The organism is Gordonia sp. VNK21, assembly GCF_046098115.1.
GTDB lineage: Bacteria > Actinomycetota > Actinomycetes > Mycobacteriales > Mycobacteriaceae > Gordonia.
The window spans coordinates 237,650-262,860 of the sequence record NZ_JBJURU010000001.1 but is presented as its reverse complement, the minus strand read 5'-3'; the positions used below and the strand labels follow the sequence as shown (position 1 = coordinate 262,860).

The 25,211-nt window shown below is 70.1% G+C and carries 25 protein-coding genes; 13 read left to right on the top strand and 12 right to left on the bottom strand.

What is annotated here, in order from left to right:
• Position 1: 1 nt before the first annotated feature.
• Both ACJMNC_RS01335 and ACJMNC_RS01330 read right to left on the bottom strand, forming a co-directional pair.
• Positions 2 to 2,101: a DEAD/DEAH box helicase gene (locus tag ACJMNC_RS01335; RefSeq protein WP_408946451.1), complete on the bottom strand. Its 2,100-nt coding sequence runs from the start codon at positions 2,099 to 2,101 to the stop codon at positions 2 to 4.
• Positions 2,094 to 3,056 carry a PAC2 family protein gene (locus tag ACJMNC_RS01330; RefSeq protein WP_408946151.1) on the bottom strand — a complete coding sequence of 321 codons (963 nt, stop codon included), beginning with the start codon at positions 3,054 to 3,056 and terminating at the stop codon, positions 2,094 to 2,096. Before ACJMNC_RS01330 ends, ACJMNC_RS01335 begins: the two co-directional genes overlap by 8 nt.
• Positions 3,057 to 3,190: 134 nt before the next feature.
• Here ACJMNC_RS01330 and ACJMNC_RS01325 point away from each other — a divergent pair, with 134 nt between their 5' ends.
• On the top strand, positions 3,191 to 3,841 hold the full coding sequence (locus ACJMNC_RS01325) for a hypothetical protein (protein ID WP_408946150.1): 651 nt from the start codon (positions 3,191 to 3,193) through the stop codon (positions 3,839 to 3,841).
• Positions 3,842 to 3,910: 69 nt separating this feature from the next.
• Entirely contained in the window at positions 3,911 to 5,008 is a 1,098-nt protein-coding gene (locus tag ACJMNC_RS01320) for a DUF4192 domain-containing protein (RefSeq protein ID WP_408946149.1), read from the top strand.
• Between the two features lie 15 nt (positions 5,009 to 5,023).
• On the opposite strand, the gene ACJMNC_RS01315 is transcribed toward ACJMNC_RS01320, so the two are convergent.
• A complete protein-coding gene (locus ACJMNC_RS01315) occupies positions 5,024 to 5,704 on the bottom strand; it encodes a metal-dependent transcriptional regulator (RefSeq protein WP_408946148.1) in 681 nt (226 codons plus the stop codon).
• Between the two features lie 96 nt (positions 5,705 to 5,800).
• Here ACJMNC_RS01315 and ACJMNC_RS01310 point away from each other — a divergent pair, with 96 nt between their 5' ends.
• The gene (locus tag ACJMNC_RS01310; RefSeq protein WP_408946147.1) at positions 5,801 to 7,045 is read left to right on the top strand and encodes an acetoin utilization protein AcuC; all 1,245 of its coding nucleotides are present in this window, start codon (positions 5,801 to 5,803) and stop codon (positions 7,043 to 7,045) included.
• Entirely contained in the window at positions 7,038 to 9,752 is a 2,715-nt protein-coding gene (locus tag ACJMNC_RS01305; RefSeq protein ID WP_408946146.1) for a GNAT family N-acetyltransferase, read from the top strand. Before ACJMNC_RS01310 ends, ACJMNC_RS01305 begins: the two co-directional genes overlap by 8 nt.
• A 75-nt stretch (positions 9,753 to 9,827) precedes the next feature.
• Here the strand turns inward: ACJMNC_RS01305 and ACJMNC_RS01300 are convergent, their stop codons facing one another.
• Positions 9,828 to 10,796 (bottom strand): sigma-70 family RNA polymerase sigma factor, encoded by a 969-nt coding sequence (locus tag ACJMNC_RS01300; RefSeq protein ID WP_408946145.1) that lies wholly within the window; start codon positions 10,794 to 10,796, stop codon positions 9,828 to 9,830.
• Positions 10,797 to 10,925: 129 nt separating this feature from the next.
• Positions 10,926 to 11,438 carry a DUF3099 domain-containing protein gene (locus ACJMNC_RS01295; RefSeq protein ID WP_408946144.1) on the bottom strand — a complete coding sequence of 171 codons (513 nt, stop codon included), beginning with the start codon at positions 11,436 to 11,438 and terminating at the stop codon, positions 10,926 to 10,928.
• Positions 11,439 to 11,518: 80 nt separating this feature from the next.
• On the opposite strand from ACJMNC_RS01295, the gene ACJMNC_RS01290 reads away from it, so the two are divergent.
• A complete protein-coding gene (locus ACJMNC_RS01290; protein ID WP_408946143.1) occupies positions 11,519 to 11,749 on the top strand; it encodes a DUF3039 domain-containing protein in 231 nt (76 codons plus the stop codon).
• 7 nt (positions 11,750 to 11,756) lie between these two features.
• Here ACJMNC_RS01290 and ACJMNC_RS01285 read toward each other — a convergent pair whose 3' ends face one another.
• Positions 11,757 to 12,737 carry a YihY/virulence factor BrkB family protein gene (locus ACJMNC_RS01285; protein ID WP_408946142.1) on the bottom strand — a complete coding sequence of 327 codons (981 nt, stop codon included), beginning with the start codon at positions 12,735 to 12,737 and terminating at the stop codon, positions 11,757 to 11,759.
• 195 nt (positions 12,738 to 12,932) lie between these two features.
• On the opposite strand from ACJMNC_RS01285, the gene ACJMNC_RS01280 reads away from it, so the two are divergent.
• On the top strand, positions 12,933 to 14,690 hold the full coding sequence (locus ACJMNC_RS01280; RefSeq protein ID WP_408946141.1) for a DEAD/DEAH box helicase: 1,758 nt from the start codon (positions 12,933 to 12,935) through the stop codon (positions 14,688 to 14,690).
• A gap of 87 nt (positions 14,691 to 14,777) precedes the next feature.
• On the opposite strand, the gene ACJMNC_RS01275 is transcribed toward ACJMNC_RS01280, so the two are convergent.
• Complete coding sequence (locus ACJMNC_RS01275; protein ID WP_408946140.1) at positions 14,778 to 14,966, bottom strand: hypothetical protein; 189 nt, start codon at positions 14,964 to 14,966, stop codon at positions 14,778 to 14,780.
• A 100-nt stretch (positions 14,967 to 15,066) separates the two neighbouring features.
• Entirely contained in the window at positions 15,067 to 15,690 is a 624-nt protein-coding gene (locus tag ACJMNC_RS01270) for a TetR/AcrR family transcriptional regulator (protein ID WP_408946139.1), read from the bottom strand.
• 148 nt (positions 15,691 to 15,838) lie between these two features.
• On the opposite strand from ACJMNC_RS01270, the gene ACJMNC_RS01265 reads away from it, so the two are divergent.
• From ACJMNC_RS01265 to ACJMNC_RS01245, 5 genes are all read left to right on the top strand, one after another.
• Positions 15,839 to 16,597, top strand: a complete 759-nt coding sequence (locus ACJMNC_RS01265) for an SDR family oxidoreductase (RefSeq protein ID WP_408946138.1) — start codon at positions 15,839 to 15,841, stop codon at positions 16,595 to 16,597.
• Positions 16,598 to 17,410, top strand: a complete 813-nt coding sequence (locus tag ACJMNC_RS01260; protein ID WP_408946137.1) for an SDR family oxidoreductase — start codon at positions 16,598 to 16,600, stop codon at positions 17,408 to 17,410. It abuts the gene before it with no gap.
• An 80-nt stretch (positions 17,411 to 17,490) separates the two neighbouring features.
• Positions 17,491 to 18,246 (top strand): 3-oxoacyl-ACP reductase FabG, encoded by a 756-nt coding sequence (gene fabG / locus ACJMNC_RS01255; protein ID WP_408946136.1) that lies wholly within the window; start codon positions 17,491 to 17,493, stop codon positions 18,244 to 18,246.
• A gap of 10 nt (positions 18,247 to 18,256) precedes the next feature.
• Entirely contained in the window at positions 18,257 to 18,718 is a 462-nt protein-coding gene (locus ACJMNC_RS01250) for a MaoC family dehydratase (RefSeq protein WP_408946135.1), read from the top strand.
• Entirely contained in the window at positions 18,718 to 19,749 is a 1,032-nt protein-coding gene (locus ACJMNC_RS01245; RefSeq protein ID WP_408946134.1) for a phosphotransferase family protein, read from the top strand. The genes ACJMNC_RS01250 and ACJMNC_RS01245 overlap by 1 nt, the downstream gene beginning before the upstream one ends.
• 129 nt (positions 19,750 to 19,878) lie before the next feature.
• Here ACJMNC_RS01245 and ACJMNC_RS01240 read toward each other — a convergent pair whose 3' ends face one another.
• Together ACJMNC_RS01240 and ppgK are read right to left on the bottom strand one after the other, a co-directional pair.
• A complete protein-coding gene (locus ACJMNC_RS01240; protein WP_408946133.1) occupies positions 19,879 to 21,327 on the bottom strand; it encodes an RNA polymerase sigma factor in 1,449 nt (482 codons plus the stop codon).
• A 254-nt stretch (positions 21,328 to 21,581) separates the two neighbouring features.
• Complete coding sequence (gene ppgK, locus ACJMNC_RS01235; RefSeq protein ID WP_408946132.1) at positions 21,582 to 22,376, bottom strand: polyphosphate--glucose phosphotransferase; 795 nt, start codon at positions 22,374 to 22,376, stop codon at positions 21,582 to 21,584.
• Positions 22,377 to 22,493: 117 nt separating this feature from the next.
• Here ppgK and ACJMNC_RS01230 point away from each other — a divergent pair, with 117 nt between their 5' ends.
• Positions 22,494 to 23,354 (top strand): inositol monophosphatase family protein, encoded by an 861-nt coding sequence (locus tag ACJMNC_RS01230; RefSeq protein ID WP_408946131.1) that lies wholly within the window; start codon positions 22,494 to 22,496, stop codon positions 23,352 to 23,354.
• Between the two features lie 3 nt (positions 23,355 to 23,357).
• Here ACJMNC_RS01230 and cei read toward each other — a convergent pair whose 3' ends face one another.
• Positions 23,358 to 24,014: an envelope integrity protein Cei gene (gene cei, locus ACJMNC_RS01225; protein WP_408946130.1), complete on the bottom strand. Its 657-nt coding sequence runs from the start codon at positions 24,012 to 24,014 to the stop codon at positions 23,358 to 23,360.
• Between the two features lie 223 nt (positions 24,015 to 24,237).
• Between cei and ACJMNC_RS01220 the strand changes: the two genes are divergently transcribed.
• Complete coding sequence (locus ACJMNC_RS01220) at positions 24,238 to 24,537, top strand: DUF4193 domain-containing protein (RefSeq protein WP_408946129.1); 300 nt, start codon at positions 24,238 to 24,240, stop codon at positions 24,535 to 24,537.
• Between the two features lie 122 nt (positions 24,538 to 24,659).
• On the opposite strand, the gene ACJMNC_RS01215 is transcribed toward ACJMNC_RS01220, so the two are convergent.
• Positions 24,660 to 25,193 (bottom strand): DUF3093 domain-containing protein, encoded by a 534-nt coding sequence (locus ACJMNC_RS01215; protein WP_408946450.1) that lies wholly within the window; start codon positions 25,191 to 25,193, stop codon positions 24,660 to 24,662.
• Positions 25,194 to 25,211 lie beyond the last annotated feature (18 nt).

Sequence of the window (25,211 nt, the reverse complement as noted above, 5' to 3'; positions counted from 1 at the left end):
CTCAGGCGGTGAGCTCTTCCCATTCGTCGAGCAGGCTCGAGTCCACGGCGCGGATCAGATCGCCCAGATCGTCGGTGAGGTCCTCGATCTCGTCGGTGACCGCGAGCATCGGCAGACCGCTGCGCAGCGCCCGGTAGCAGTCGGTGAGGTAGCGCAGCACCACGCCCTCGCTGCGTTGCAGGCCGAACTCGGAGATCAGCTCGGTGAAGGTCATCGACCGTTCGCGCATGTACCGCAGCACCGACTTGGGGGACGGTTCGGTGCCGGCCAGCCACGGATGGCCCTGGCGGTAGGTCTGATAGGCGAAGCCGATCTCCTCGGCCAGCGGCTGCGGCCAGCTGATCTGCTCGAGCCGTTCCATCCGCTCGTCGTACTCGATGCCGTCGGCTTTCATCTCCGCGATGGCCGCGTCCCGCGCCTGCTTGCGCTGGGCCATCAGGACCGGTCGTGGATCGTCGAGGATGGACTCGACGATCGAGACCACGTCGAGGGCGAAGGATCCGGAGTCGCGGTCGAGCAGTTCGAAGGTGGCCACCGCGAAGGCGGAGAGGGGATTGGTCAGCGCGAAGTTCTCCGGCAGGTCCACCGACAGTTCGACGTGCTTGCCGTCGGCGGCGGGGGCCGGCAGCGGGGTGACGATGCCGGTGTCGATCAGATCGCGGTACAGCGCGATGGTGTGCTTGATGTGGCGCAGCTGACGGGTGCGCGGCTCGTGGTTCTCCTCGAGCAGATGGCGCAGTGCGGCGAAGCAGTCGCCGGGCCGCTCGAGCACCTCCATGAGCATCGCGGTGGTCATCCGGAAGTGTGAGCGCAACTGCTCGTCGGGTGCATCGACGAGTGTGGTGAAGGTCTGCTCACCCCAGCCGACGAACCCCTCGGGAGGCTTGCGCCGCACCAGCTTTCGCAGTTTCTTCGGGTCGTCCCCGGCCTTGGCGAGCAGCCGGGCGTTCTCCACGTCGTGCTCGGGCGCCTGGGCGACGACGTAGCCGACGGTGTCGAAGCCGGCCCGTCCGGCGCGGCCGGCGATCTGGTGGAACTCCCGGGCGCGCAGCCGCCGGACCCGGTGGCCGTCGAACTTGGTCAGGCCCGCGAAGAGCACCGTCCGGATCGGCACGTTGATGCCCACCCCGAGGGTGTCGGTGCCGGCCACCACCTTGAGCAGGCCGGCCTGGGCGAGCCGTTCGACCAGCCGGCGGTAGCGGGGCAGCATCCCGGCGTGGTGCACGCCGATGCCGGAGCGGAGCAGCTTGGACAGGGTGCTGCCGAAGCCGGTGCGGAAGTCGAAGTCGCCGATCGCCTCGGCGATCGCCGCCTTCTCGGCCTTGTCGCAGATCTTCACCGAGAGCAGCGCTTGAGCCCGCTCCACGGCCTGTGCCTGGGTGAAGTGCACCACGTACACCGGTGCCCGGCCCTGTTCGATCAGTTCCTCGATGGTCTCGTGGATCGGGGTGATCGCGTAGCGGTACTCCAGCGGCACCGGCCGCTGCGCGCCGGTGACCTCGACGGTGGGCCGGCCGGTGCGGCGGCGCAGATCGTCGACGAAGAACGAGACGTCGCCGAGGGTGGCCGACATCAGTAGGAACTGGGTGCGCGGCAGCTCGATCAGCGGCACCTGCCATGCCCAGCCGCGGTCGGATTCGCCGTAGTAGTGGAATTCGTCGGCCACCAGCACCCCGATATCCGAGCCGGGGCCGTCGCGCAGCGCGATGTTGGCGACGATCTCCGCGGTGGCGCAGATGATCGGGGCGTCGGCGTTGACCGAGGCGTCCCCGGTGAGCAGCCCCACGTTCTCCGCCCCGAACTGCGCGCACAGGTCGAAGAACTTCTCGCTGACCAGCGCCTTGATCGGAGCCGTGTAGTAGGCGCGCTCACCGCGGCAGCGGGCGAAGTAGACCGCTCCGGAGGCCACCAGCGACTTCCCGGAACCGGTGGGGGTGGCCAGGATGACGCTGCTGCCGCCGATCAGCTCGAGAAGCGACTCCTCCTGGTGCGGATAGAGCTCGATGCCGCGAGCCGCCCACCAGTCGACGAAGTGCTCGAAGGCGGCATCCTCGTCACCGGTGGGCGTCAGCGGCGGTGGCGTCTGGTCGGGGTCAGACAGTGTCCGGTCCGTCCGCCGGACCGTCGGCGCCGTCGTCGAGCTCGGCCAGGAACTTCTCGAACTCCGCTCCCAGCTCGTCGCCGGTGGGCAGATCCTCCTCGGCGGCCAGCAGCGAGACCTGCTCGGTCTGGGCGCGCATGTAGGTGTCGTACTGGTTCTCCAGCGCCCGGACGACGGTGGCGACCTCCTCGTTGGTGGCCACCTCCGAGTCGACCTGCTCGCGGACCTTGGCGGCCGCGTTCTCCAGGGCCGTCACCGGCAGTTCCAGGCCGGTGACCTGCTCGAGTGTGCTGACCAGAGTGGCGGCCGCAGCCGGGTAGTTGGCCTGGGCCAGGTAGTGCGGCACGTGGCTCGAGAGCCCCACCGTCCGGTAGCCGGCCTCGCCGAGCCGCAGCTCGAGCAGCATCGAGGCGCTGGCCGGGAGCCGCATCTCGCCACCCCAGCGATTCAGGTCGCCGATGGACTCGTCGTCGGTGCCGTGCGCGGTGACCGTCGACGGGCGGGTGTGCGGGACCCCCATCGGGATGGAGTTCAGGCCCACCACCTGGGAGACGCCGAAGCGTTCGGCCAGGGTGCTGATCGCCGAGGTGAACTGCTCCCACCGCAGATCCGGCTCGGAGCCGTCGAGCAGCAGGAAGGGCACACCGTTGTTGTCGCGCAGAGCGTGCATGGTCAGCGTCGGCATCTGGACGTCGTGGAAACGGTCGCCGCTGAAGCCGATGGTCGGCCGGCGCGAACGGTAGTCGATCAGTTCGTCGGCGTTGAACGTGGCCACCAGCTCCGAGTCGAGGGCGTCGCGCAGGTGTCCGGCGGCCAGCGAGACGGCGTGGCCGGCGTCGGCGTATCCCTCGAGGGCGTGCACCAGCACCGGTCCGTCGCCGCGTGGGCCGGACACGGCGGGGCCGGGGAACTCGAGCTCATACAGCGAGCGACGGTCGTCGGACCGCTCGTTCATGGGTTCTCCCTTCATCGTGCGAGATCACTCGCGACGAATATCCATTGTCCCGTATCCGGGACCTGTCTGCATCCAACGCCGCATCGTGGCGGGTCATTCCCGGCCCGCCCGGCTTCGCGTGGCAGAGTGGACGCGTGCGCCTCTTCCGATCCGCAGGCCCGGCAGGCCTCGTGCTGGCGGCGGTGCTGGCCGTCGCGGCCTGCACCGTCCCGGGCCAACCGTCGCGGGCCGTGGATCTGGCGGAGCGGGCGGTGGCCCCGGCGGACTTCCCGTACGGTGCGGCGACCGCGGTACCGGCCGCTCAGGTGCCGGGTGCGCTGGCCGACATCACCTTCCGGCCGCTGCGGGGCGAGGTGAGTCCGCCCGAGTGCACCCCGGCGGCCGTCGACACCGGCACCGCCCAGATCCGGGTGGGACCCGGCGGCCCGGCCCAGGGCACCCTGACCACCGCGGTGGTCAAGGTCACGGGCGGCCTCGACGAGCTCGAGGCGGCGCGCCGGCAGTGCCCGGAGTTCACCGGTGGCGCCACCGGTGCCCAGCGCATGAGTGTGACGCCGGCGCAGGCGCGGTCCCCGGAGGGCAGCGACGCGGCGGTGACGGCGGCGGTGTGGACGCTGAGCGTTCCCGGCGGTGCAGCGGCCACCCGGATCGACGAATGGATCGCGCAGCGCGGCGACATCCGGGTGTACGTCCAGAACCGGCATCCGGACGGCGAGCTCGACACCGCGGAGCGCACGGCCACCGAATACCTCTTCGACACCGCGGTCCGCAGCGCTTTCGGCTGACCTGTGGACGGCGGCCGGCCTGTGGAAAGTGCTCTGGCCGAACGGATCCCGGAGACCGACCCTGGATGCATGAGCATCTCGCCGCAGCAGTTCCCGGATGACGAAGTGGTCCCGGCCGACCCCGACGCACTGCTGGCGGCGCTGCCCGCGCTGCTCGGCTTCCCACCGGAGGAGTCGCTGGTCCTGCTGGCCTTCACCGACCGGGGCCGGCTCATCGCCACCATCCGGATCGACCTCGACCTCGACGAGCAGGGCAGGCCCGATCTCGAGATGCGCCGCCAGCTGACCAAGCTCGGCGGCGTCGCCGCCCGGTACGAGGGCGTGGTCGGCACGGTGGCGGTGCGGGTCGATGCGGAGTCCGGACCGGATGCGCCCCGGGACTACCGCACCTTCTTCCGGATGGTCGATCGTGCCTTCGGCCCGGCCGGCGGGCTGTCCGCGGGATTCGCGCTGCCGGCGGTAGTGGCCGGGGCGCGCTGGTTCCACTGCTTCGCACCGATGATCCCGGAGGTCCCGTTCCTCTGGCCGCCGGAAGCATCCGGGCTGCTCAGCGATCCGGCGCTGTCGGCGGTGGCGCTGTCACGCGCGGTCCGCTCGGGGCGGCAGGTGTGCGCCGACCGCACCGAGATCGCCGGACAGCTCGCGCCGCTGCCGCACTGCGCGGACCGGCCGTGCCGGGCCCGGACCCCGATCGTCCGGCCCGCCCCGCCCGGTCCCGCCGACGCCCGGCGCTGCCGGCTGATCCTCGACCAGCTCGAGCACGGGACCGGCGAACTGTCGTGCGACCGGATGAACGCGCTGGCCGAGGCGATCAGTTCGGTGCACGCCCGGGATCTGCTGCTGGCCCTGGCACTGACCGACCGACGGGATGCCGCCGAGGACCTGTGGCGGGTTCTCGCCCGCAGGCTCGACGGCCGGGCCGGTGCCGCCGCAGCCACCCTCCTGGGGCATCTGCACTACATGGCCGGTGAAGGAGTGTACGCGGGGGCGGCGCTCGACCGCGCCCTCGAACACGATCCTGACTACCACCTGGCGCGGTTGCTGAACACGGCGCTCTTCCACGGCCTGCGACCATCCGAACTGGCCGATGTCAATGACTTCTCGGTGACCCTGGCCGACCAGCTGGACGTGGCGCTGCCGCCGCGGACGCATCGTCCGGCGGGGTGAACCCCGTCGCGCGGATCAGACGCGTTCGACGAAGATGGCGTGCGCCATCTCCGAGGACAAGGTCAGACCCTCGTGACCGGGAGTGTTGATGGTGACCGAGCGCGGATTCACCGACACCGTCACGCGTGCATTGGGGACCACGCCGGCCTCGCGCAGGTCGGCGATCAGCTCCGGATCGGCCTGCGCGTGCTCGGACATCCGGCGGATGATCACGGCGGACTCACCCTCGGGCAACTCCACCAGGCGTTCGGGGCGCGCCTGCACGGCGGGCGGATTGACGCCCAGGTCCTCGAGTCCGGGAATCGGGTTGCCGTACGGGGATGTGGTCGGGTTGCCGAGCACCTCGAGCAGCCGGCGCTCCACGTTCTCGCTCATCACGTGTTCCCAGCGACAGGCCTCTTCGTGGACCTGATCCCAGGGCATGCCGATGACGTCGACGAGCAGGCGCTCGGCGAGCCGGTGCTTGCGCATGACGGAGATCGCCAGTGCCCGACCCTCGTCGGTCAGTTCCAGATGCCGATCCCCGGCCACTCGCACGAGGCCGTCGCGCTCCATACGCGCCACGGTCTGGGAGACGGTGGGGCCGCTCTGCTCGAGCCGCTCGGCGATGCGAGCCCGCAGCGGAACGATGCCCTCCTCTTCGAGGTCGTAGATCGTACGCAGGTACATCTCGGTGGTGTCGACAAGATCGTTCACGGAAACCTCAGTCCTTTCGCCGACGTCCAGGTTACCTGGATAAGAGACGTATTGAGGCACTAGCGTATTCCCTGTGGCGTCGGAATCGAGGAACATGTGAGCGCAGCTGTCATCTGGAGCGAGGAGTTCCTCGAATACAAGTGGGCGTACACGCATCCGATGAGCCCCATCAGGCTGGCGCTGACCATGTCGCTGGCCGGCAGTCTGGGGGTTCTCGACGGCGTCGATCCGGCTCCGCCGCTGCCGGTGGACGACGACGTCCTGCGCACCGTGCACACGCCCGGCTACATCGACGCGGTCCGGGCGGTCGGCTCGGGCACGGCGTCGCTGTCGGGCCCGATGCTCGAGCGGTTGTTCGGCCTCGGCAGCGATGACAATCCGGTCTTCGACCGGATGCACGAGGCGGGATCGATCCTGGTCGGCGGCACATTGGCGGCGGCCCAGGCGGTGCATTCGGGGGCGGTCCGGCGAGCGGTGAACATCGGTGGCGGCATGCATCACGCGATGGCCGGCCACGCCGCCGGATTCTGCATCTACAACGACTGCTCGATCGCCATCAAGTGGCTGCTCGAGCAAGGCTACGACCGGATCGCCTATGTGGACATCGACGCCCACCACGGTGACGGGGTGCAGACCTGCTTCGAGGCCGATCCGCGGGTGATGACCATCTCGGTGCACCAGCATCCCGCCACCCTGTGGCCGGGCACCGGCTGGCCCACCGAGGTGGGCCAGGACGGTGCGCTGGGCGCCACAGTGAACCTCGGACTGATGCCGGGCACCGCTGATCGCTTGTGGCTGAGGGCATTTCATGCCGTGGTTCCGTCGATGCTCGCCGCCTTCCGGCCGCAGATCATCCTCACCCAGATCGGTGTGGACAGTCATCGCGCCGATCCGCTGACCGATCTGGCGCTGACCGTCGACGGTCAGGCGGCGGCCATGCGCGCCTTGCGTGAGCTGGCCGACAAGTACTGCGAGGGCCGTTGGATCGCGGTCGGCGGCGGCGGCTACGGCGTGATCAACGTGGTGCCCCGTTCGTGGACGCACCTGCTGGCGGTGGCGCTGGACCGGGACGTGGATCCGGCGACCCCGGTGGGGCAGGAGTGGCTGGCCGAGGCGATCAGCGCCGGCAGCGAGGTCCATCCCGACTATGCGCGCCCGCCGGTGGCGATGATGGGCGACAACGGCAACGTCGACTACGTCCCGTGGGACGGAGACAGCGGGGGCGAGCCGCCCGAGGGCATCTCCGATGCCTCCCAGCAGCAGACCGATCGAGCCATCGCTTCAACCCGTCGCGCGGTGTTCCCGCTGCACGGACTGGACCCGGAGGATCCCCGTGACTGACACCCCCGAACAGCCCCGCGCCTACCCGCAGCACTGGACGGCCGATGTGCTCGCCTCCGACGGCGGGGTGGTGCACCTGCGGCCGATCGCACCGACCGATGCCGATGCGCTGGTCCGCTTCCACGACGGACTGTCCGAGCGCACGCGGTACCTGCGCTACTTCGGTCCCACCCCCACGCTGCCGCCGCGCGAGGTGGTCCGGATGACCACGGTGGACTACCGCAACCGGGTGGCGCTGCTGGCGATGCTCGGCGACGAGATCATCGGCATGGGGCTCTACGAGGGCCTGGCGGCCATGGACAAGCCGCATTCGGCCGAGGTGGCCTTCGTCATCGCCGACACCCACCAGGGCCGCGGGCTCGGACCGATCCTGCTCGAGCATCTGGCCGGGGCGGCCGCGGAGAACGGCTTCACCGAGTTCGAGGCCGAGGTGCTCTCCGAGAACCCGAACATGGTGGCGGTCTTCCGGGACGCCGGATACCAGATCAGCCGCAGTTTCGACGGTTCGACGGTGCACGTGGAGTTCAAGATCGATCCGACCGATGCCCTTACCTCGGTGCGCAACGCCCGTGAGCGCGCCTCGGAGGCGCGCAGCATCGCCAACCTCCTGCGACCCGGTTCCATCGCGGTGATCGGCGCGTCGAACGACGTGCAGAAGGTGGGCAACGTGCTGCTCGCCAACATTCTCGCCGCGGGCTTCACCGGGCCGGTCTACCCGGTCAACGGTCCCGGGCAGGCCCGCTCGGTGCGCGGGATCCGGGCCTATGCCAGCGTCCGCGACATTCCGGACCCGGTGGACCTGGCGGTGGTCGCGGTGCCGGCGGCCGGCATGAGCGAGGTCCTCGACGACTGTCTGAGCAAGGGCGTCAAGGCTCTGGTGGTGGTCTCGGCCGGTTTCGCGGAGAAGGGGCTCGAGGGGCGGGCCGCCGAACTCGCGCTGGTCGAGCAGGTGCGGGCGCACGGCATGCGGCTGGTGGGGCCCAACGCTCTCGGCGTGGTCAACAACGATCGGGAGATCGCGCTCAATGCGACGCTGGCCCCGCGCATCCCCGGCAGCGGCCGGGTGGGCTTCTTCTGCCAGTCGGGTGCGCTGGGCATCACCATCCTCGACACCGCGGCGCGGCGGCAGCTGGGCCTGTCGACCTTCGTCTCGGCGGGCAACCGCGCCGATGTCTCCGGCAACGACGTCCTGCAGTACTGGGACACCGACGATGCCACCGACGTGGTGCTGCTCTATCTGGAGAACTTCGGCAACCCGCGCAAGTTCGGCCGGATCGCCCGGCGGCTGAGCCGGTCCAAGCCGGTGGTGGCGATCAAGTCGGGCCGGGCCGCCATGACCCAGGTGGGAGTGCTCTCCGAACGCTACGGTGCCGTCGAGGACAGCATCGCCAAGATGGTCCTCACCCAGGCCGGGGTGCTGCAGGTGGACACCATCGACGAGCTCTTCGACACCGCGACGGTCCTCGCGCATCAGCCGCTGCCGGCCGGGCCGCGGACCGCGATCATCGGCAACTCGTCGGTGATCGCCTCGCTGGCCGCCGACACCGCGCAGCGCTCCGGGCTGCAGGTGGTGGCCAAGGTGGATCTGGGGCCGGCGGTGACCCGCAGCGATCTGGCCGAGGCCGTCCAGGTGGCGATGAACGACGACGGCGTCGACGCGGTGATCGTGGTCTTCGTGCCGCCCGTGGCGGTGGACACCGCCGAGTACGCGCAGGCGCTGCGGCACGCGGTGGGCGCCCCGGACATCGCCCCGAGCGAACCGGATCAGCCCGGGGTGCTGCCGAACAAGCCGATCGTGACCACCTTCCTGGCCGTCGAGGGCATTCCCGACGAGCTGTCGGTGCCCGGCCCGGACGGGATGCCCACCCGCGGATCGATCCCGTCGTACCCGAGTCCCGAGCGTGCCGCCGCGGCGCTGGCACGCAGCTGGCGCTACGCCCAGTGGCGGCAGCGGCCCGACGACGAGCCGGTGGAGCTGACCGGGGTGGACACCGAGGCGGCCCGCTCACTGGTGCGTGAGGCGATGGCCGACGGCCCGCGCGACCTGACCGCGGGCGAGGCCGCCCAGGTGCTGGACTGGTACGGGATCGACGTGGTGCCCTTCCGGGAGGTGCGGACCATGCACGAGGCCTCGGCGGCCGCCCGTGAACTGGGCATGCCGGTGGCCGTGAAGGCCACCTCCCCGGAGTGGATCGGCCGGCTCGACCGCGAGGGCGCCCGGCTCGACCTCTCCGATGCGACGGCGGTGATCTCGGCCTTCCGGGAACTGCAGGAGCTGACCGGTGACCAGGTGCTGCAGGTGCAGAAGATGGCGCCCAAGGGTCTCGGCACCCGCATCGGGGCCACCGAGCATCCCTCGTTCGGCTCGATCGTCTCGTTCGGGCTGTCGGGCCGGCTCTTCGATGCCCTCGACGACCGCGGCTACCGGGCCGTCCCGTTGACCCTCGAGGACGCCCGCGAGCTCATCGCGCAGCCGCGGTCGGCGCGGCTGCTCACCTCGGGAGAGGTCGAGGCGCCCGCCGACATCGAGAGCCTGGTGAACCTGCTGACCCGGATCTCGGCACTGGTCGACGACGTGCCCGAGATCCGTTCGCTGGTGTGCGAGCCCATCCTGTCGTCCGAGGACGGCACCTATGTGCTCTCGGCGCGGATCAAGGTCGGCCCGGTGCCGACTCTGGCCGACACCGGGCCGCGGCGGCTCGGATAGCGACGAGTCCGCCGGCTCGGAAGCCGGCGGACTCGTGCGGTGCTGCGGTGGGGCGGCGGCAGCGGCCGCCCGCGATCAGCTGGCGTAGGCGCGGAGCTTGTCGGCCCGATCGCCCTGGCGCAGCTTGCCCATCACCTCGCGCTCGATCTGGCGGACCCGCTCGCGGGAGAGCCCGAACGAGCGGCCGATCTGGTCGAGGGTGCGCGGCTGGCCGTCCTCGAGGCCGTAGCGCAGGGTGATCACCTGGCGCTCACGGTCGTCGAGGGTGCCCAGCACGCTGCGGATGTCCGAGTGCAGCAGTCCGGAGATCACCACCGCCTCGGCCGAGGTGGCCTCGGCGTCCTCGATGAAGTCGCCGAGCGGAGCCTCCTCGTCGTTGCCGACGGGCATGTCCAGGCTCACCGGGTCGCGGCTGTGATCCATCAGATCCGCGATCTTCTCGGCCGGGATGCCCGACTCGGCGGCCAGCTCGTCGTCGGTGGCCTCGCGGCCGAGCTGCTGATGCAGCTCGCGGCGGATCCGGGCCAGCTTGTTGACCTGCTCCACCAGGTGGACGGGGAGCCGGATGGTGCGGCTCTGATCGGCCATGCCGCGGCTGATGGCCTGCCGGATCCACCAGGTGGCATAGGTGGAGAACTTGAAGCCCTTGGCGTAGTCGAACTTCTCCATCGCGCGGATCAGGCCCAGATTGCCCTCCTGGATCAGGTCGAGCAGGGGCATGCCCCGGCCGGTGTAGCGCTTGGCCAGCGAGACCACCAGGCGCAGGTTGGCCTCGAGCAGGTGGGCGCGGGCGGCCTCGCCTTCGCGCACGATGGTGGTGAGATCGCGCTTACGGGCGGGGGTGAGGCGTTTACCCGAGTCGAGGAGGTGGCGCGCGTACAGCCCGGCTTCGATCTGCTTGGCCAGTTCCACCTCCTGCTCGGCGTTGAGCAGGGCGGTCCGGCCGATGCCGTTGAGGTAGACACGCACCAGATCCGCAGACGGGGACTGGGCGTCCAGGTCCTCGGCGGTGGGCGTGGGGCGGGTACGGGTCGGGCTGGTCATATCTGGCTGCCTCCTCGATTCCACAACGAAACTCCCGCGCTGGGAGTCCACATGAGGTGAAGTCCTCAATGTGCGTTCACCAGGTCTAACGCATCGGGTGCCCAGAAGGTTCCCGAGGAGTCTGAGAAGTCACTGAGGGTCGTCGGAGTCCGTTCCGGCGGGGTTCTCGCCGGTCTGGCCGTCGGGGATGTCGGCGTCGGGGAGGTGATCGTCGGGGAGGTCGTCGTCGGGGAGGTCGTCGTCGGCCAGGTGGGCTTCGATCACGCGCGGATCGTCGGGGACCGGCTCGGCGGGCGGGGCGGGCTCCTCGGTGATCTCGGGCGGGCCGACCGTCCGCCCGGGACCGTAGCGGTAGTACTGCACCTCGCCCTTCTTGCGGGCGGGCCGATCGTTGGCGATGAGCACCGCGATCCACGGAATCGGAATCGACAGCACGATGATGCCCACCGCCCACCAGGCGTTGTGCGTCTGCACGTAGACGACCGAGGCGATGATCAGCGCCGGGATCCGGATGCTCATCAGCATCGTGTAGCGGCGGATGCGCTCCTTGTGCTGGTCTTCGAGACTGGACTCGGCGCCGGTGATCAGGAAACTGTCCGCGCGATCCCTGCCGTGCTCGCCGTTCCCGCTGTCCCGTGCCATACCCTCCACTGTTCCACTAGGGGCAAGCGGGCGCACCGGTCGGGGTGCGCGGGCCGGGGCGGCTGGGTCAGAATGAAGACATGGCTACTCAGACGATCGAACGCCCCGACATCGACGAACGGACCGAACAGGACGACGACACCCCCAAGGTCTTCCACTACGTGAAGAAGGACAAGATCGCCGAGAGCGCGGTCATGGGCTCGCACGTGGTCGCTCTCTGCGGTGAGGTCTTCCCGGTGACCAAGTCGGCCAAGCCCGGCTCGCCGGTGTGCCCCAAGTGCAAGAAGATCTACGAGAAGATGAAGAAGTAGCCGGCGCTCACGCCGGGCCGCCCGGTTCGTCGTCCCGGCGGTTGCGCGCGGTCCGGCCCGGCCGGATGGCCCGGCGGCGCAGGGTGTCGGTCAGATCCGAGGTCTGCTCGCTCACCCACGACCGGACCACCGGGCCGTCGTGCTCGGTGGGCCACAGCTGCTGGATGGCGGCATTGCATTCGGCGCCGACGACGATCGAGAAGCCGAGGAAGAAGCCGAAGAGCATGAATGCGATCGGGGTGGCCAGCGCGCCGAAGCTGTAGCCCATCTCCGCCAGCGTGGTCAGGTAGAAGCGCAGCACATAGGTCGCCAGCCAGAAGAACACCCCGGCCACGAAGGCCCCGGGCACCAGCCGCAGCCAGGGCAGCGGATAGGGCAGGGCGAAGCGGTAGAGCAATACCAGGGCGATGATCAGGATCAGTCCGACGACCGGGAAGTAGGCCCAGTCGATCACCACCGTCACCGCCCGGTGCCAGTCGTCGGGCACGATCCGCCGCAGGTAGGTCGGTCCCAGAGCCACCAGCGGCAGCACGATCACCGCGGTGATGATGAAGAAGATGTAGATGATCAGCGCGAAGATGCGCTGCCACACCGGATTGCGCACCTGGTGCTGGTCGTGGGCGCGGCAGATGGCCGCCACATAGCAGGACATGGCCGACGATCCGGCCCACAGCGACAGGATGAAGCCGAACGAGATCACCCCGACGCGGCCGCGGCTGAGGACGTTGTCCACCGTCGGACGGATCACGTCGTCGACCACGTTCTCGGTGAAGATGCTCCCGGCGAAGGAGATGATGTTGCGGCTGATCGTGTCGACGGTGTCCGGGCCGAACAGGCCGCCGATGTAGCCGAGGCTGCCCAGAACCGCCAGCAGCAGCGGAGCCAGCGACAGCGCCTGCCAGAAGGCCGCCTGGGCGGCCCAGCCGATGATCCCGTCGTCGAAGGCGCCCACCGCGGTACGCCAGACCAGCCGGCCGAATCCGCGCACGGGTCCGAGCCGCTCGACCGGTTCCGGTCGGCGGGGAGTTTCACCGATCGGTTCGGTGTTCTCGTCTGCGCTGATAGATCAAGCATGGCCGATCGGTGGGTGCAGATCGGAGACGGGGGCACCGTGCGGCGTGGCGGCGGCGCCGCTGTGGCGGAAAGGAAAGTGTCTTCGGCGCGGGCTAGAATCGATCGCGATATGACTACTGCGGGGCTACCTCCATCCACTGATCCGGCTTCGCGGGCTGCCCTCAAGGCGCCGCTGCGCGCCTGGCAGCGCCGGGCACTGACCAAATACCTCACCAAGCGTCCCCAGGACTTCCTGGCGGTGGCGACGCCCGGTGCGGGCAAGACGACCTTCGGTCTGCGCGTGGCGGCCGAACTGCTCGCCGACCGCACCGTCGAGCGGGTCACCGTGGTGGCGCCCACCGAACACCTCAAACACCAGTGGGCCGCGGCGGCCGCCCGCGCCGGGATCGCACTGGACTCGAACTTCTCCAACTCGGCCGGCGCCACCAGCTCCGATTTCGACGGCGTGGTGCTCACCTACGCCCAGGTCGCCGCGCACCCGTACCTGCACCGGGAGCGCACCGTGCGGCGCCGCACCCTGGTGATCCTCGACGAGATCCACCACGGCGGCGACGCCCGTTCCTGGGGCGACGGCATCCGGGAGGCCTTCTCCGACGCCGAACGCCGGCTGTCGCTGACCGGAACCCCGTTCCGGTCCGACGATTCGCCGATCCCGTTCGTCACCTACGAACCGGAGCCGGGCGGCGGTCAGCGCTCGAAGGCCGACCACAGCTACGGGTACGCCGATGCTCTCGCCGACGGCGTCGTACGCCCGGTGGTCTTCCTGGCCTATTCCGGTCAGGCGGCCTGGCGCACCAGCGCCGGTGAGGAGTTCACCGCACGCCTCGGGGAGCCGCTCTCGGCCGAGCAGACCGCGCGGGCCTGGCGCACCGCGCTCGACCCGCACGGCGACTGGATCCCGGCGGTGCTCTCGGCCGCCCATCGCCGGCTGGTCCGGCTGCGCGAGTCGGGGGTGCCCGATGCCGGCGGTCTGGTGATCGCCACCGATCAGCAGAACGCCCGCGACTACGCGGAGCTGCTCACTGAGATCAGCGGTCGGCCGGTGACGGTGGTGCTCTCCGACGAACCCAAGTCCAGCGCGCGGATCGAGGAGTTCGCCGCCTCCGACGATCTGTGGATGGTGGCGGTGCGCATGGTCTCCGAGGGCGTGGACGTGCCGCGGCTGGCCGTGGGCGTCTATGCCACCAACGCCTCCACGCCGTTGTACTTCGCCCAGGCGATCGGCCGCTTCGTGCGCTCACGCCGTCCCGGTGAGACCGCGAGCGTCTTCCTGCCGTCGGTGCCGGTGCTGCTGCAGCTGGCCAGCGAGCTCGAGCAGCAGCGCGACCACGTGCTCGGCAAACCGCACCGCGAGTCCGACGGCTTCGACGATGCGGCGCTCGCCGAGGCCAACAAGACCGAGGACGAGCCGGGGGAGGAGGAGCCGGCGTTCCAGTCGCTGCACGCCAGCGCCGAACTCGATCAGGTGATCTACGACGGTTCCTCGTTCGGCACCGCCACCCTGGTCGGCTCCGACGAGGAGTCGGACTATCTGGGACTCCCGGGCCTGCTCGATGCGGAGCAGGTGCGGACGCTGTTGCAGCAGCGGCAGGCCCAGCAGGTCACCACCCGATCGTCGGCGCCCCGCCCGGCCGGCGACGAACAGGCCGCGGCCGCGCCCAACCCGGCCGAACGGGCGACCGGCGAGAATCTGCACGCCCTGCGCAAGGAGCTCAACACGCTCGTCGCGCTGCACCATCACCGGACGGGCCGGCCGCACGGTCAGGTGCACAACGAGCTCCGTGAGCGGCTGGGCGGGCCGCCGACGGCGATGGCCACCGCCGAGCAGCTCAAGGAGCGGATCGCGGCCCTGCGCACCTGGAAGTAGCGCCGGCGAGACGAAAAGGGGAGGCGAGCCCGCAGGCTCGCCTCCCTCGTCGTTCGTCACATCCCGCCGCGTCGGCGGGTCAGCGCATCATTCGCTGATCGTGGCCCCGGCCTCCACCAGCCGTGCCTCGTGGTCGTTGTAGTGATGCCCGCAGAAGAGGAGCTCGCCGCCCCCCGGCAGAGTGGCACGCACCTTGGCCGCGGCGCTGCAGCGATCGCAGCGGTCGGCGGCGGTCAGTGGGGTGGAGACGATCGCTGTAGTGGCGTTGTCAGTCATGGCTTTCTCCGTCCCTTTCGTTCAAGGAGCGTGTCGGCGGTCCCGGCACGCTTCTCACTCTGTCAGACGATCGGCGCGTTTGCTTTGTTCCCGTGCTCGGCTACGGTGTGTCGCGCACCACGTTCGTCTCGGCACTGTCCACAGTACGCAGGGCCAGCTCGGCGTAGAAATCGGCGATCTGCCCGGCGGACAGCTCGCGGCCGGGCCGGTACCAGCGGGCGATGTCCACGCCCATCGAGACCAGCGCCAGAGTGGCGGTACGCGGATCGCCGATGCGGAACACGCCGTCGGCCACCCCGGCGTCGACGATTCCGCGGATCAGCGCGTTGATCTGCGCCCGGATCTCCCGGATCTGCTGCCGGTGCTCCTCGGCGAGTGCGGCCATCTCGTAGTTGACCACCAGCGCGGCGGTGTGGTCGACGGCGTGATGGAGAGCGAAGGCGTGCATCACCGCGTGCAGCCGTTGCGGCGGCGTGGCTCCGGGATCGTCGGCCGCCTCGATCGTTGCGAGGGTGTAGCGGTGACCGGTGAGCGAGATCTCGAAGAGCAGCTCCTCCTTGGTGCGGTAGTGCACGTAGACGGCGGCCGGACTCATTCCGGCCGCGGCGGCCAGATCGCGGGTGGTGGTGCCGTGGAAGCCGCGCTGGGCGAAGGCCTCGATGGCGGCGCCGAGCAACCGGTCGCGGGCCGCTCGGGCGCTGCGAGGGGCGGGAGTGTCGGTCATCGACTGGTCCTTTCCCGGTACCGGTCCGTCGGCGCCGTCGATTCGGCAGAGTGGTTGACGCGGCGGCGGTCCACCGTGCACAGTAGAGCATAGCTAAGCGAGCGCTTAGTCGGTAGAGATTGACGTCGTGGAGAGGACGAACATCCCGATGAGTGAACAGCGTTTCGCGGGGAAGACCGCCGTGGTGACCGGTGCGAGCCGGGGCATCGGTCTGGCGATCGCCCAGCGGTTGGTGGACGACGGTGCCCGCGTGGTGATCACCGCCCGCAAACAAGATGCCCTCGATGCGGCGGTCGAACAGCTCGGCGGCCCGGAGCACGCGCTCGCCGTGGCCGGCCGGGCCGACGACGCCGACCACCAGGACGAGGTGGTGGCGGCGGCCGTCGACACCTTCGGCAGTCTGGACTTCCTGGTCAACAACACCGGCATCAATCCGGTGTACGGGCCGCTGATGGACATCGAGGAGGAGGCGGCCCGCAAGATCCTGGACGTGAACGTGGTCGGTTCGCTGTCCTGGGTGAAGAAGGCGCACCGGGCCTGGCTCGGCGAGCACGGCGGCGCGATCGTCAATGTGGCCTCGGTGGCGGGCCTGCGTCCGGCGCCCGGCATCGGCTTCTACGGCGTCTCCAAGGCCGCGGTGATCCATCTGACCGAGGAACTGGCCGTGGAGCTGGGCCCGGACATCCGGATCAACGCAGTGGCCCCCGCAGTGGTCAAGACCCGCTTCGCCACCGCCCTGTACGAAGGGCGGGAGGCCGAGGTCAGTGCGGCCTACCCGCTCAAGCGACTCGGCGAGCCCGACGACATCGGCTCGGTGGTCACCTTCCTGCTCTCCGCGGACGCCGGCTGGATGACCGGACAGACGCTGGTCGTCGACGGCGGCGTCCTGCTGATGGGCGGCGTCTAGATGACCGGCCCCGGATTCGATCCGGCCGGTGCCTGCGTGGTGGTGACCGGCGCCGGCGGCGGCATCGGCGGAGCCCTGGCCCGGGCGCTGGCCGGCCGCGGCGCCGCAGTGGTGGTCTCCGACCTGAACGCGGAGAGCGCCGAGGCGGTGGCCGCCGGGATCACCGCCGACGGCGGTCGGGCGCTGGCAGTGGCCGGTGACGCCGCCTCCGAGGCCGGTATCGCCGCGCTCATCGAGCGGGCCGTCGACGCCTACGGTCCGATCGGCGCCTGGTTCGCCAACGCCGGCGTCGACAACGGACAGGGGCTGCAGGCCGACGAGCAGGACTGGGCGCTGGCCGTCGAGGTCAACGTGATGGCCCACGTGCGCGCGGCACGGGCGCTGGTGCCCGGCTGGCTCGAGGCGGGCGGTGGGCGCTTCGTGGTGACCGCGTCGGCCGCCGGACTGCTCACCATGCTCGGCGCACCGGCGTACTCGGTCACCAAGCACGGATCGGTGGCCTTCGCCGAATGGCTCAGCGCCACCTACCGGCACCGCGGCATCGTGGTGCAGGCGATCTGCCCGCAGGGCGTCCAGACCCGGATGCTCGACAACTCCGGGCCGTTGCAGGAGGTGCTGAGCCACGACAGCGCCCTCACCCCCGAACAGGTGGCCGACGACGTGCTCGCCGCACTCGACGGCGATCGGTTCCTGATCCTGCCGCACCCGGAGGTGGCCGGGTACTACGCGGCCCGGGCCGCGGACACCGACCGCTGGCTCGCCGGCATGAACAAACTCCAGCAGCGCGTCGACCAGGTGGCCGGCGAGCGCTGAGTCCGACACCGGACCCGAGATTCACCCGGCGGCGCGGTGTTCGCCGCAGCCGCCACACCCCGAGAAGGAGACAGTAGAGAATGACAACTCAGCGTGTTGCGATCGTGACCGGTGCCGCCCGCGGCATCGGCGCCCAGGTGGCCCGACGGCTGGCCGACGACGGTCATGCCGTCGCCGTGATCGATCTGGACCAGGCCGCCTCGCAGAAGGTCGCCGACGAGATCGTGGCCGCCGGCGGCAAGGCCGTGGGCGTGGGCGCGGACGTGTCCGACGAGGCGGCGGTCGTCGCCGCCGTCGACAAGGTCGCCGCCGAGCTCGGCGCCCCCACCATCCTGGTCAACAACGCCGGCGTCATCCGCGACAACCTGCTCTTCAAGATGAGCGTGGACGACTGGAACACCGTCATGGCGGTGCATCTGCGCGGTGCCTTCCTGATGTCGCGCGAGGTGCAGAAGTACCAGACGAAGGAGGGCTGGGGCCGCATCGTCAACCTGTCGAGCACCTCGGCGCTGGGCAACCGCGGCCAGGCCAACTACTCGGCCGCCAAGGCCGGCATGCAGGGCCTGACCAAGACCCTCGCCCTCGAGCTCGGCAAGTTCGGCGTCACCGCCAACGCCATCGCCCCCGGCTTCATCGCCACCGACATGACCGCCGCCACCGCCGAGCGTCTCGGCGTGCCCTTCGAGGACTTCAAGGCCTTCTCGGCCAAGGAGATCCCGGTGCAGCGTGTCGGCGAGCCCGCCGACATCGCCCATGCGGTGAGCTTCTTCGCCTCCGAGGGCGCCGGCTTCGTCTCCGGCCAGGTCCTGTACGTGGCCGGCGGCCCGAAGGACTGAGGCGGGCGACATGGCGGACATCACGACGATCAACGGTGAGCAGGAACTGCGCGACGCGGTCGGCAGGCACCTGGGCCACTCCGAATGGACCGAGGTGACCCAGGAGCAGGTCAACCTGTTCGCCGACGCCACCGGCGACCACCAGTGGATTCACGTCGACCAGGAGAAGGCCGCGGCGGGGCCGTTCGGCGGCACCATCGCCCACGGCTACCTGACCCTGTCGCTGGTGCCTCTGCTGCGCAAGCAGGCCTGGCAGGTCACCGGACCGAAGATGGGCATCAACTACGGGGCCAACAAGGTCCGTTTCCCCTCGCCGGTCCGGGTGGGCTCGCGGGTGCGCGGCGGCTTCGAGGTGACCGAGGTCAACCAGACCCCGGCCGGCTACCAGGTGGTGGAGAAGGTGACCGTGGAGATCGAGGGCGAGTCCAAGCCCGCGCTGGTCGCCGAGGTCGTCACGGTCATGGTGTTCTGATGACCGCGGCGAGCCGGCAGCAGCCGGGCCTCGATCTCGACGTCCTCGAACCGTGGTTCGCCGACCGGGTCGCCGCGGCCGCAGGCGGTCTGAGCGCCGAGCTGATCGCGGGCGGCAAGTCGAATCTGACCTATCGGCTCACCGAGAACGACGGCGACCGGGCCTGGATCCTGCGTCGTCCGCCGGTGGGGGAGCTGCTCGCGACCGCGCACGACATGGGGCGCGAGTACACGATGATGTCGGCGCTGGCCGGGACCGAGGTACCGGTGCCCACGATGTATGCGCACTGTGCGGATCCGGAGGTGCTCGGCGCCCCGTTCTATGTGATGGAGCTGATCGACGGCGTGCCGTACCGGCGCGCCGCCGATCTGGTCCCGCTGGGGCCCGAGCGCACCGGAACGATCTGCGAGCGGCTGATCGACACCCTCGCAGCCCTGCATCGGGTGGATCCGGCGGAGGTCGGGCTGTCGGACTTCGGCCGCCCGGAGGGCTATCTCGGACGGCAGGTGCGGCGCTGGCGCAAGCAGTTCGATGCGGCGCACACCCGGGAGCTGCCGGATATGGCGACCCTGCACGAACGGCTCGCCGAGCGGGTGCCGGCCGACGGGGCACCGGGCATCGTGCACGGTGACTACCGGCTCGACAACGTGCTCTACAGCGCCGACGACGCACCGGCGGCCGTGGTGGACTGGGAACTGTCGACGATCGGCGACTCGCTCACCGATCTGTCGCTGCTGTGCGTGTACGACCGGCTGGCCCGGATCGCCCCCGGCATGGTGATCGACGTCGCCACCGCACCCGGCTATCTGCCCGAGGACGCGATCATCGCGCGCTATCAGGAGCGCTCCGGCCGGGAGCTGCACGACTTCGGCTTCTACCTGGCGCTCTCGTTCTTCAAGCTCGCCGGGATCGTCGAAGGCATCCACTACCGGTACGTCAACGGGCAGACCGTGGGCGCGGGCTTCGCGGAGGCCGGCGAGTCGGTGAACGTGCTTCTGGCCGCCGGGCTGGGTGCGCTCGACGAGAGCTGACCGGCCGGCGGACGCCCGCGCACGCGGGCACCGCACCGACGGGAAACGGTTCCCGGGACTGAGCATTTCAGTCCCGGGAACCGTTGTGTCCGTCGGGGTCGGGTCGACCCGGATTCAGTCGAGCCGGATTCAGTCGAGGTAGTCGCGCAGGACCTGCGAGCGGCTCGGGTGGCGCAGCTTGCTCATGGTCTTGGACTCGATCTGCCGGATGCGTTCGCGGGTCACCCCGTACACCTGGCCGATCTCGTCGAGGGTGCGCGGCTGTCCGTCGGTGAGGCCGAAGCGCAGCCGGACCACGCCGGCCTCGCGCTCGGAGAGCGTGTCGAGCACGTCCTGGAGCTGGTCCTGCAGCAGGGTGAAGCTCACCGCGTCCACGGCCACGACGGCCTCGGAGTCCTCGATGAAGTCGCCGAGCTGGCTGTCGCCCTCGTCGCCGATCGTCTGGTCCAGCGAGATCGGCTCGCGGGCGTACTGCTGGATCTCGAGGACTTTCTCCGGGGTGATGTCCATCTCCTTGGCGAGCTCCTCGGGAGTGGGCTCGCGGCCCAGGTCCTGCAGCAGCTCGCGCTGGATCCGGCCCAGCTTGTTGATGACCTCCACCATGTGGACGGGGATACGGATGGTGCGGGCCTGGTCGGCCATGGCGCGAGTGATGGCCTGCCGGATCCACCAGGTCGCGTAGGTGGAGAACTTGTAGCCCTTGGTGTAGTCGAACTTCTCCACCGCGCGGATCAGGCCCAGGTTGCCCTCCTGAATCAGGTCCAGGAAGGCCATGCCGCGGCCGGTGTAGCGCTTGGCCAGTGAGACCACCAGACGCAGGTTGGCCTCGAGGAGGTGGTTCTTGGCGCGGTTGCCGTCACGCGAGATCCAGTTCAGGTCGCGGCGCTGGGCCACCGAGAGCTTCTCTCCGGACTCCATCACCCGGCGCAGGCGTTCGGTGGCGAACAGGCCGGCCTCGATCCGTTTGGCCAGTTCCACCTCTTCCTCGGCGTTGAGCAGCGCGACCTTGCCGATCTGCTTGAGGTACGCGCGCACCGAGTCGGCGGAGGCGGTGAGCTCGGCGTCCTTGCGGGCCTGCCGCAGGGCCTCGGACTCCTCCTCGTCCCAGACGAAGTCGCCGGAGGACTTCTCGTCCTTGTCCTTGTCCTTGTCCTTGGCGTCGGCCTTGGCCTTGGCCTTCCCCTTGGCGGGAGCAGACTCCTCGTCGTCGGCGTCCTCGTCGACGGTGAGGTCGAGGTCGGTGTCCTCTTCGAGGTCGTCCGGCGCATTCAGGTCGGCGTCGTCGATCTCGGTCTCGTTCTCGAGATCCGGATCCTCGCCGGCCGCCTTGGTGGTGGCCTTCTTCGTGGTCGCCCGCTTGGCCGGTGCCTTCTTGGCGGCGGTCTTCTTGGCCGCGGCCTTCTTGGCGGGTGCCTTCTTGGCCGGTGCCTTCTTGGCGGTGGTCTTCTTGGCCGCAGGCTTCTTGGCGGGGGTCTTCTTGGCCGGAGCCTTCCTGGCGGGGGTCTTGGCCTCGTCGGCAGCCGCATCCGCGGTGACGGCATCCTGGGACTTCGTGGTTGCCACGTACAGCCTTTCCACTGGCAGAACATGCGCGGCACGACCGGCCGTGCCAGGCGGCCTCAGACGCTCTGGTCTGACGCCCGCCGCTGTGCGGGAGTGTCGTGCCTTTTCGGGCTTGAGGGTTCGGTGCGAGACCGACGCGTTCCATTGTAACGAAAGTCCGGCCCCGAGAATCTCATCGGCCGCCCTTTCGCGCGCACCGGCACGGGCCGATGCAGGTCATCGATCCCTCCCGTTCCCGGTCGCAGCGTCGGCCGTGCTGTCCGCGGCCGTCAGAGACCCTCGTCCACGGCCAGCGCGGCGCCGACGATCCCGGCGGTGTTGCGCAGCTGCGCCGGCACCACCGGAGTGTCCACCTGCAGCAGGGGAACCCACCGATCGGCCTTGCGGCTGACTCCGCCGCCGACGATGAACAGGTCGGGGGAGAAGATCCGCTCGTAGTGCGCCAGCACCTTCGAGACCTTGGTCGACCACTTCGGATAGGACCAGCCCTTGTCGGTGCGGACCCGGGCCGAGGCCTGATGCTCGGCCTCCTTGCCGTCCACCTCCAGATGGCCCAGTTCGCTGTTCGGGATCAGCACGCCGTTGTAGAGCATGGCCGAGCCGATGCCGGTGCCGAAGGTGAGCAGGATGACCAGCCCGTCCGCGGCCCGCGGATCCCCGCCGAAGCGCACCTCGGCCAGACCGGCGGCGTCGGCGTCGTTCAGGACCGTCACCGCCCGTCCGCCCAGCGCCCGGCCGAAGAGCGTCTGGGCCTGCACGCCGATCCACGAGGGGTCGATGTTGGCGGCCGAGAGCACCCGTCCGGAGCGGACCACGCTCGGCACGGTCAGGCCCACCGGGCCGGTCCAGCCGAAATGCTCGACGATGTGAGAGACGCTGTGCGCCACCGCTTCCGGGGTCGCCGGCTGGGGCGTGAGCAGTTTGTGACGTTCGCCGACGAACTGCCCGGTGCGCAGATCGACGATCGCGCCCTTGATGCCTGAGCCGCCGATGTCGATACCCATGCCCAGTCCGCCGCCGGGGACGGGAGAGCGATCGGCTCCGAGATAGGTCACATCAGCCATGCGGGCTCCTTCGGCGAGCGAGGGCGGTCGGGACTCTCCCGTGTGCCAACCTTACGGCGCGACGGTGTCCGGTGTGCGGGTCGGCCGCACAGCCGCGTCACGTCCTAGACTTGCGGTGTGACCCGATCAGTCGACGCGCAGTCCCTCGCCCAGGTGGCCCGGGAGGTGGCGCAGGAGGCCGCGGCGCGAGCACGCAGCCGGCGCACCGAACTCTTCCCGGAGACCGGTCACCGGCCGCCGGAGCGGAGTGTGGCGGCCAAGAGCACCCCCACCGACCCGGTGACCGTGGCCGACACCGAGACCGAGACCTTCATCCGGGAACTGCTCGGTCGGCGGCGGCCCGGCGATGCGGTCCTCGGCGAGGAGGCCGGCGGCAGTGCCGCGGCACCGGCCGGGGTGCGCTGGGTGGTCGACCCGATCGACGGGACGGTGAACTTCCTCTACGGCATCCCGGCCTACGCGGTGTCGGTGGCCGCCCAGGTCGACGGCGAGTCGGTGGCCGGGGCCGTGGTGGACGTGGCACGTGATCGGACCTACTGGGCGGCGCTCGGGGGCGGCGCCTGGTGCGACGGCCCCGACGGCCGCCGACGGCTGTCGGTGAACCCGATCACCGATCTGTCGATGGCGCTGGTCGCCACCGGATTCGGCTATGCGCCCGGGCGGCGCCGGGCCCAGGGGGAGCTGGTGGCCGGACTGCTTCCGCAGGTGCGCGATCTGCGCCGGGTGGGCGCGGCCGCACTGGATCTGTGCATGGTGGCCTCCGGGGCGGTCGATGCGCACATCGAACACGGGCTGTCGCCGTGGGACTGGGCCGCGGGCGGACTGATCGCCGCCGAGGCCGGCGCCCGGATCGTGTTGCCGCCGGCCGACTCGCGCAGCGATGAGGGGTATCCGACGATCGCGGCCGCTCCGGGGATCGCCGACCGCTTCCTCGACGTGCTCGACGATCTCGGCGGCCTGCGACGCCTCGACGCCTGAGCGTCAGCAGCTGATCGAGTGCACGCTCTCGATCAGCTGCGGATCGACCGTCGACTTGGGCTTGTTGGGATCCACCGCGCGCAGCGCCTCGAGCGCGGCCTGCACGTCCTGGCTCGAGGACAGGCCGTCCCAGTACTCGCCGAGCGCGAGCTCCACGTCCGTGCCGGCGCGGCCGTCGTTGACCAGCTGGGCGCACGGAACGGCCAGCCACAGCGAGGACGCGGCGCTCTGGCCGGCCTGGCCGAAGCGGATCTGGGCCACGCAGTCGAGCTTCTGCTCGCCGTAGAGGGTGTCGTCGCCGTAGGCCGGATCGCCGGGCGCAAAGCCCTGTTTCGCCAGATCATCGGAGATCGACCGCGCCTGGCCGCGGGCGGCGCCGGCGTTGAGCACGGTGACCTGGAACTGGCCGAGGGCGGCCGGCGCCACGCTGAGCTGGTCGGCCTTCTGCACCGGTTGCAGACGGGCGCCCTCGGTCTGCGAGGGCATCGGGCAGTCCACCGGGCGGGCCTCGTCGCCGCCACCGGTCAGTGCCACCGACCAGACGATCACCGCGATCAGCGCCAGCACGGCGACGATCACGATCGCGGGCCGGTAGGAGCGGCGGCGGAAGCGGCGACCCTTCTCGTCGGTCGGGTAGCCCGTGGCGAACGTGGAAACCATGCGCCCAACCTTAGAGCGCGAGACGCCGATCACCCATGCACTCGGCCCGGTGTGCCGTCCCTTGCGAACCCGGTATCTCTGCTCTAGAATACGGGCGCCCGCGGTGTTCAGGGAAGCCCCCGCGGGTATCGGGAGGATGTGCCACAAGCATTGCCTCCCAGGTGATCAGGCAAGCACCACAGCCCTTTACGCAAGCACGACGACACCCTAGGTGAGGCACACAATGGCAACCGACTACGACGCCCCCCGCCGCAGTAACGACGAGGATCTGGCCACTGATTCGCTCGAGGAACTGAAGGCACGCCGGAACGAGGCCCAGTCCGGCGACGTGGACGTCGACGAAACCGATACCGCGGAATCGTTCGAACTGCCGGGCGCCGATCTGTCCGGCGAGGAGCTCTCGGTGCGTGTGGTGCCCAAACAGGACGACGAGTTCACCTGCTCGAGCTGTTTCCTCGTGTACCACCGCAACCGGCTCGCCGAGGAGCGCGGCGGCCAGCTGATCTGCGTCGACTGCGCCTGACCGCGCGGCGGCACCGTCCGCCCCGCTTCGTCCGGCCCCTTCACCGACGATGGCGGCCACCCGATCGGGTGTCCGCCATCGTCGTCTTCGTCGCTCGACCCGCGTCCCGAGGGCGCGGCGCCTCACTCCTGCGGCGGCGTCGGCTCCTGCTGCGCGGCGGCGTCCTCGAGTCCGAGCGCGGCGAGCAGCTCGCCCGGATTCCTGGTGGACACCAGCCAGTACGGGGTCGGATCGTCGGGATCGTCGAGCACCAGCAGCACCATCGTCTCGACCCACGACTTGTAGACCAGGAAGGCGGCCGGATCGAGCTGGCGGCCCATCGCCGCGCTGCGCGCGGACTTCGGGATGACCGCGCCGCGCGCGATCACCTCGCGCGGCAGCATCGCGGTGTGCGCGTGCAGGGTGCCGTCGGCGTCCACCCGCAGCCGCACCCGGCCCATCGACACCAGGAGCCAGGCCACGATCAGGGCGAAGACCGGGTAGAAGACGAAGCTCCAGGTCTGCCGGTAGGCAGCCAGCTGGGCCTCGTAGCCGAGCAGCGCGACGATGGCGGCGGCGATCGGCCACCACCACCACGGCACGGACAGACGTTCGGTGTACCGGTCGCCCCGCGCGGGAGCGTCCGGCTCCGGTGCGGGTGCGGCAGCTGAATCCATCACGGTCACCAGCCTAGT

What these genes read in the sequence shown, in the direction of transcription:
- ACJMNC_RS01245 (WP_408946134.1), top strand. Translation starts at nt 18,718, where the DNA reads ATGACCGCGGCGAGCCGGCAGCAGCCGGGCCTCGATCTCGACGTCCTC.
- ACJMNC_RS01280 (WP_408946141.1), top strand. Translation starts at nt 12,933, where the DNA reads ATGACTACTGCGGGGCTACCTCCATCCACTGATCCGGCTTCGCGGGCT.
- ACJMNC_RS01270 (WP_408946139.1), bottom strand. Translation starts at nt 15,690, where the DNA reads ATGACCGACACTCCCGCCCCTCGCAGCGCCCGAGCGGCCCGCGACCGG.
- ACJMNC_RS01330 (WP_408946151.1), bottom strand. Translation starts at nt 3,056, where the DNA reads ATGAACGAGCGGTCCGACGACCGTCGCTCGCTGTATGAGCTCGAGTTC.
- ACJMNC_RS01265 (WP_408946138.1), top strand. Translation starts at nt 15,839, where the DNA reads ATGAGTGAACAGCGTTTCGCGGGGAAGACCGCCGTGGTGACCGGTGCG.
- fabG (WP_408946136.1), top strand. Translation starts at nt 17,491, where the DNA reads ATGACAACTCAGCGTGTTGCGATCGTGACCGGTGCCGCCCGCGGCATC.
- ACJMNC_RS01295 (WP_408946144.1), bottom strand. Translation starts at nt 11,438, where the DNA reads ATGGCACGGGACAGCGGGAACGGCGAGCACGGCAGGGATCGCGCGGAC.
- ACJMNC_RS01250 (WP_408946135.1), top strand. Translation starts at nt 18,257, where the DNA reads ATGGCGGACATCACGACGATCAACGGTGAGCAGGAACTGCGCGACGCG.
- ACJMNC_RS01260 (WP_408946137.1), top strand. Translation starts at nt 16,598, where the DNA reads ATGACCGGCCCCGGATTCGATCCGGCCGGTGCCTGCGTGGTGGTGACC.
- ACJMNC_RS01275 (WP_408946140.1), bottom strand. Translation starts at nt 14,966, where the DNA reads ATGACTGACAACGCCACTACAGCGATCGTCTCCACCCCACTGACCGCC.
- ACJMNC_RS01290 (WP_408946143.1), top strand. Translation starts at nt 11,519, where the DNA reads ATGGCTACTCAGACGATCGAACGCCCCGACATCGACGAACGGACCGAA.
- cei (WP_408946130.1), bottom strand. Translation starts at nt 24,014, where the DNA reads ATGGTTTCCACGTTCGCCACGGGCTACCCGACCGACGAGAAGGGTCGC.
- ACJMNC_RS01220 (WP_408946129.1), top strand. Translation starts at nt 24,238, where the DNA reads ATGGCAACCGACTACGACGCCCCCCGCCGCAGTAACGACGAGGATCTG.
- ACJMNC_RS01215 (WP_408946450.1), bottom strand. Translation starts at nt 25,193, where the DNA reads ATGGATTCAGCTGCCGCACCCGCACCGGAGCCGGACGCTCCCGCGCGG.
- ppgK (WP_408946132.1), bottom strand. Translation starts at nt 22,376, where the DNA reads ATGGCTGATGTGACCTATCTCGGAGCCGATCGCTCTCCCGTCCCCGGC.
- ACJMNC_RS01300 (WP_408946145.1), bottom strand. Translation starts at nt 10,796, where the DNA reads ATGACCAGCCCGACCCGTACCCGCCCCACGCCCACCGCCGAGGACCTG.
- ACJMNC_RS01320 (WP_408946149.1), top strand. Translation starts at nt 3,911, where the DNA reads ATGAGCATCTCGCCGCAGCAGTTCCCGGATGACGAAGTGGTCCCGGCC.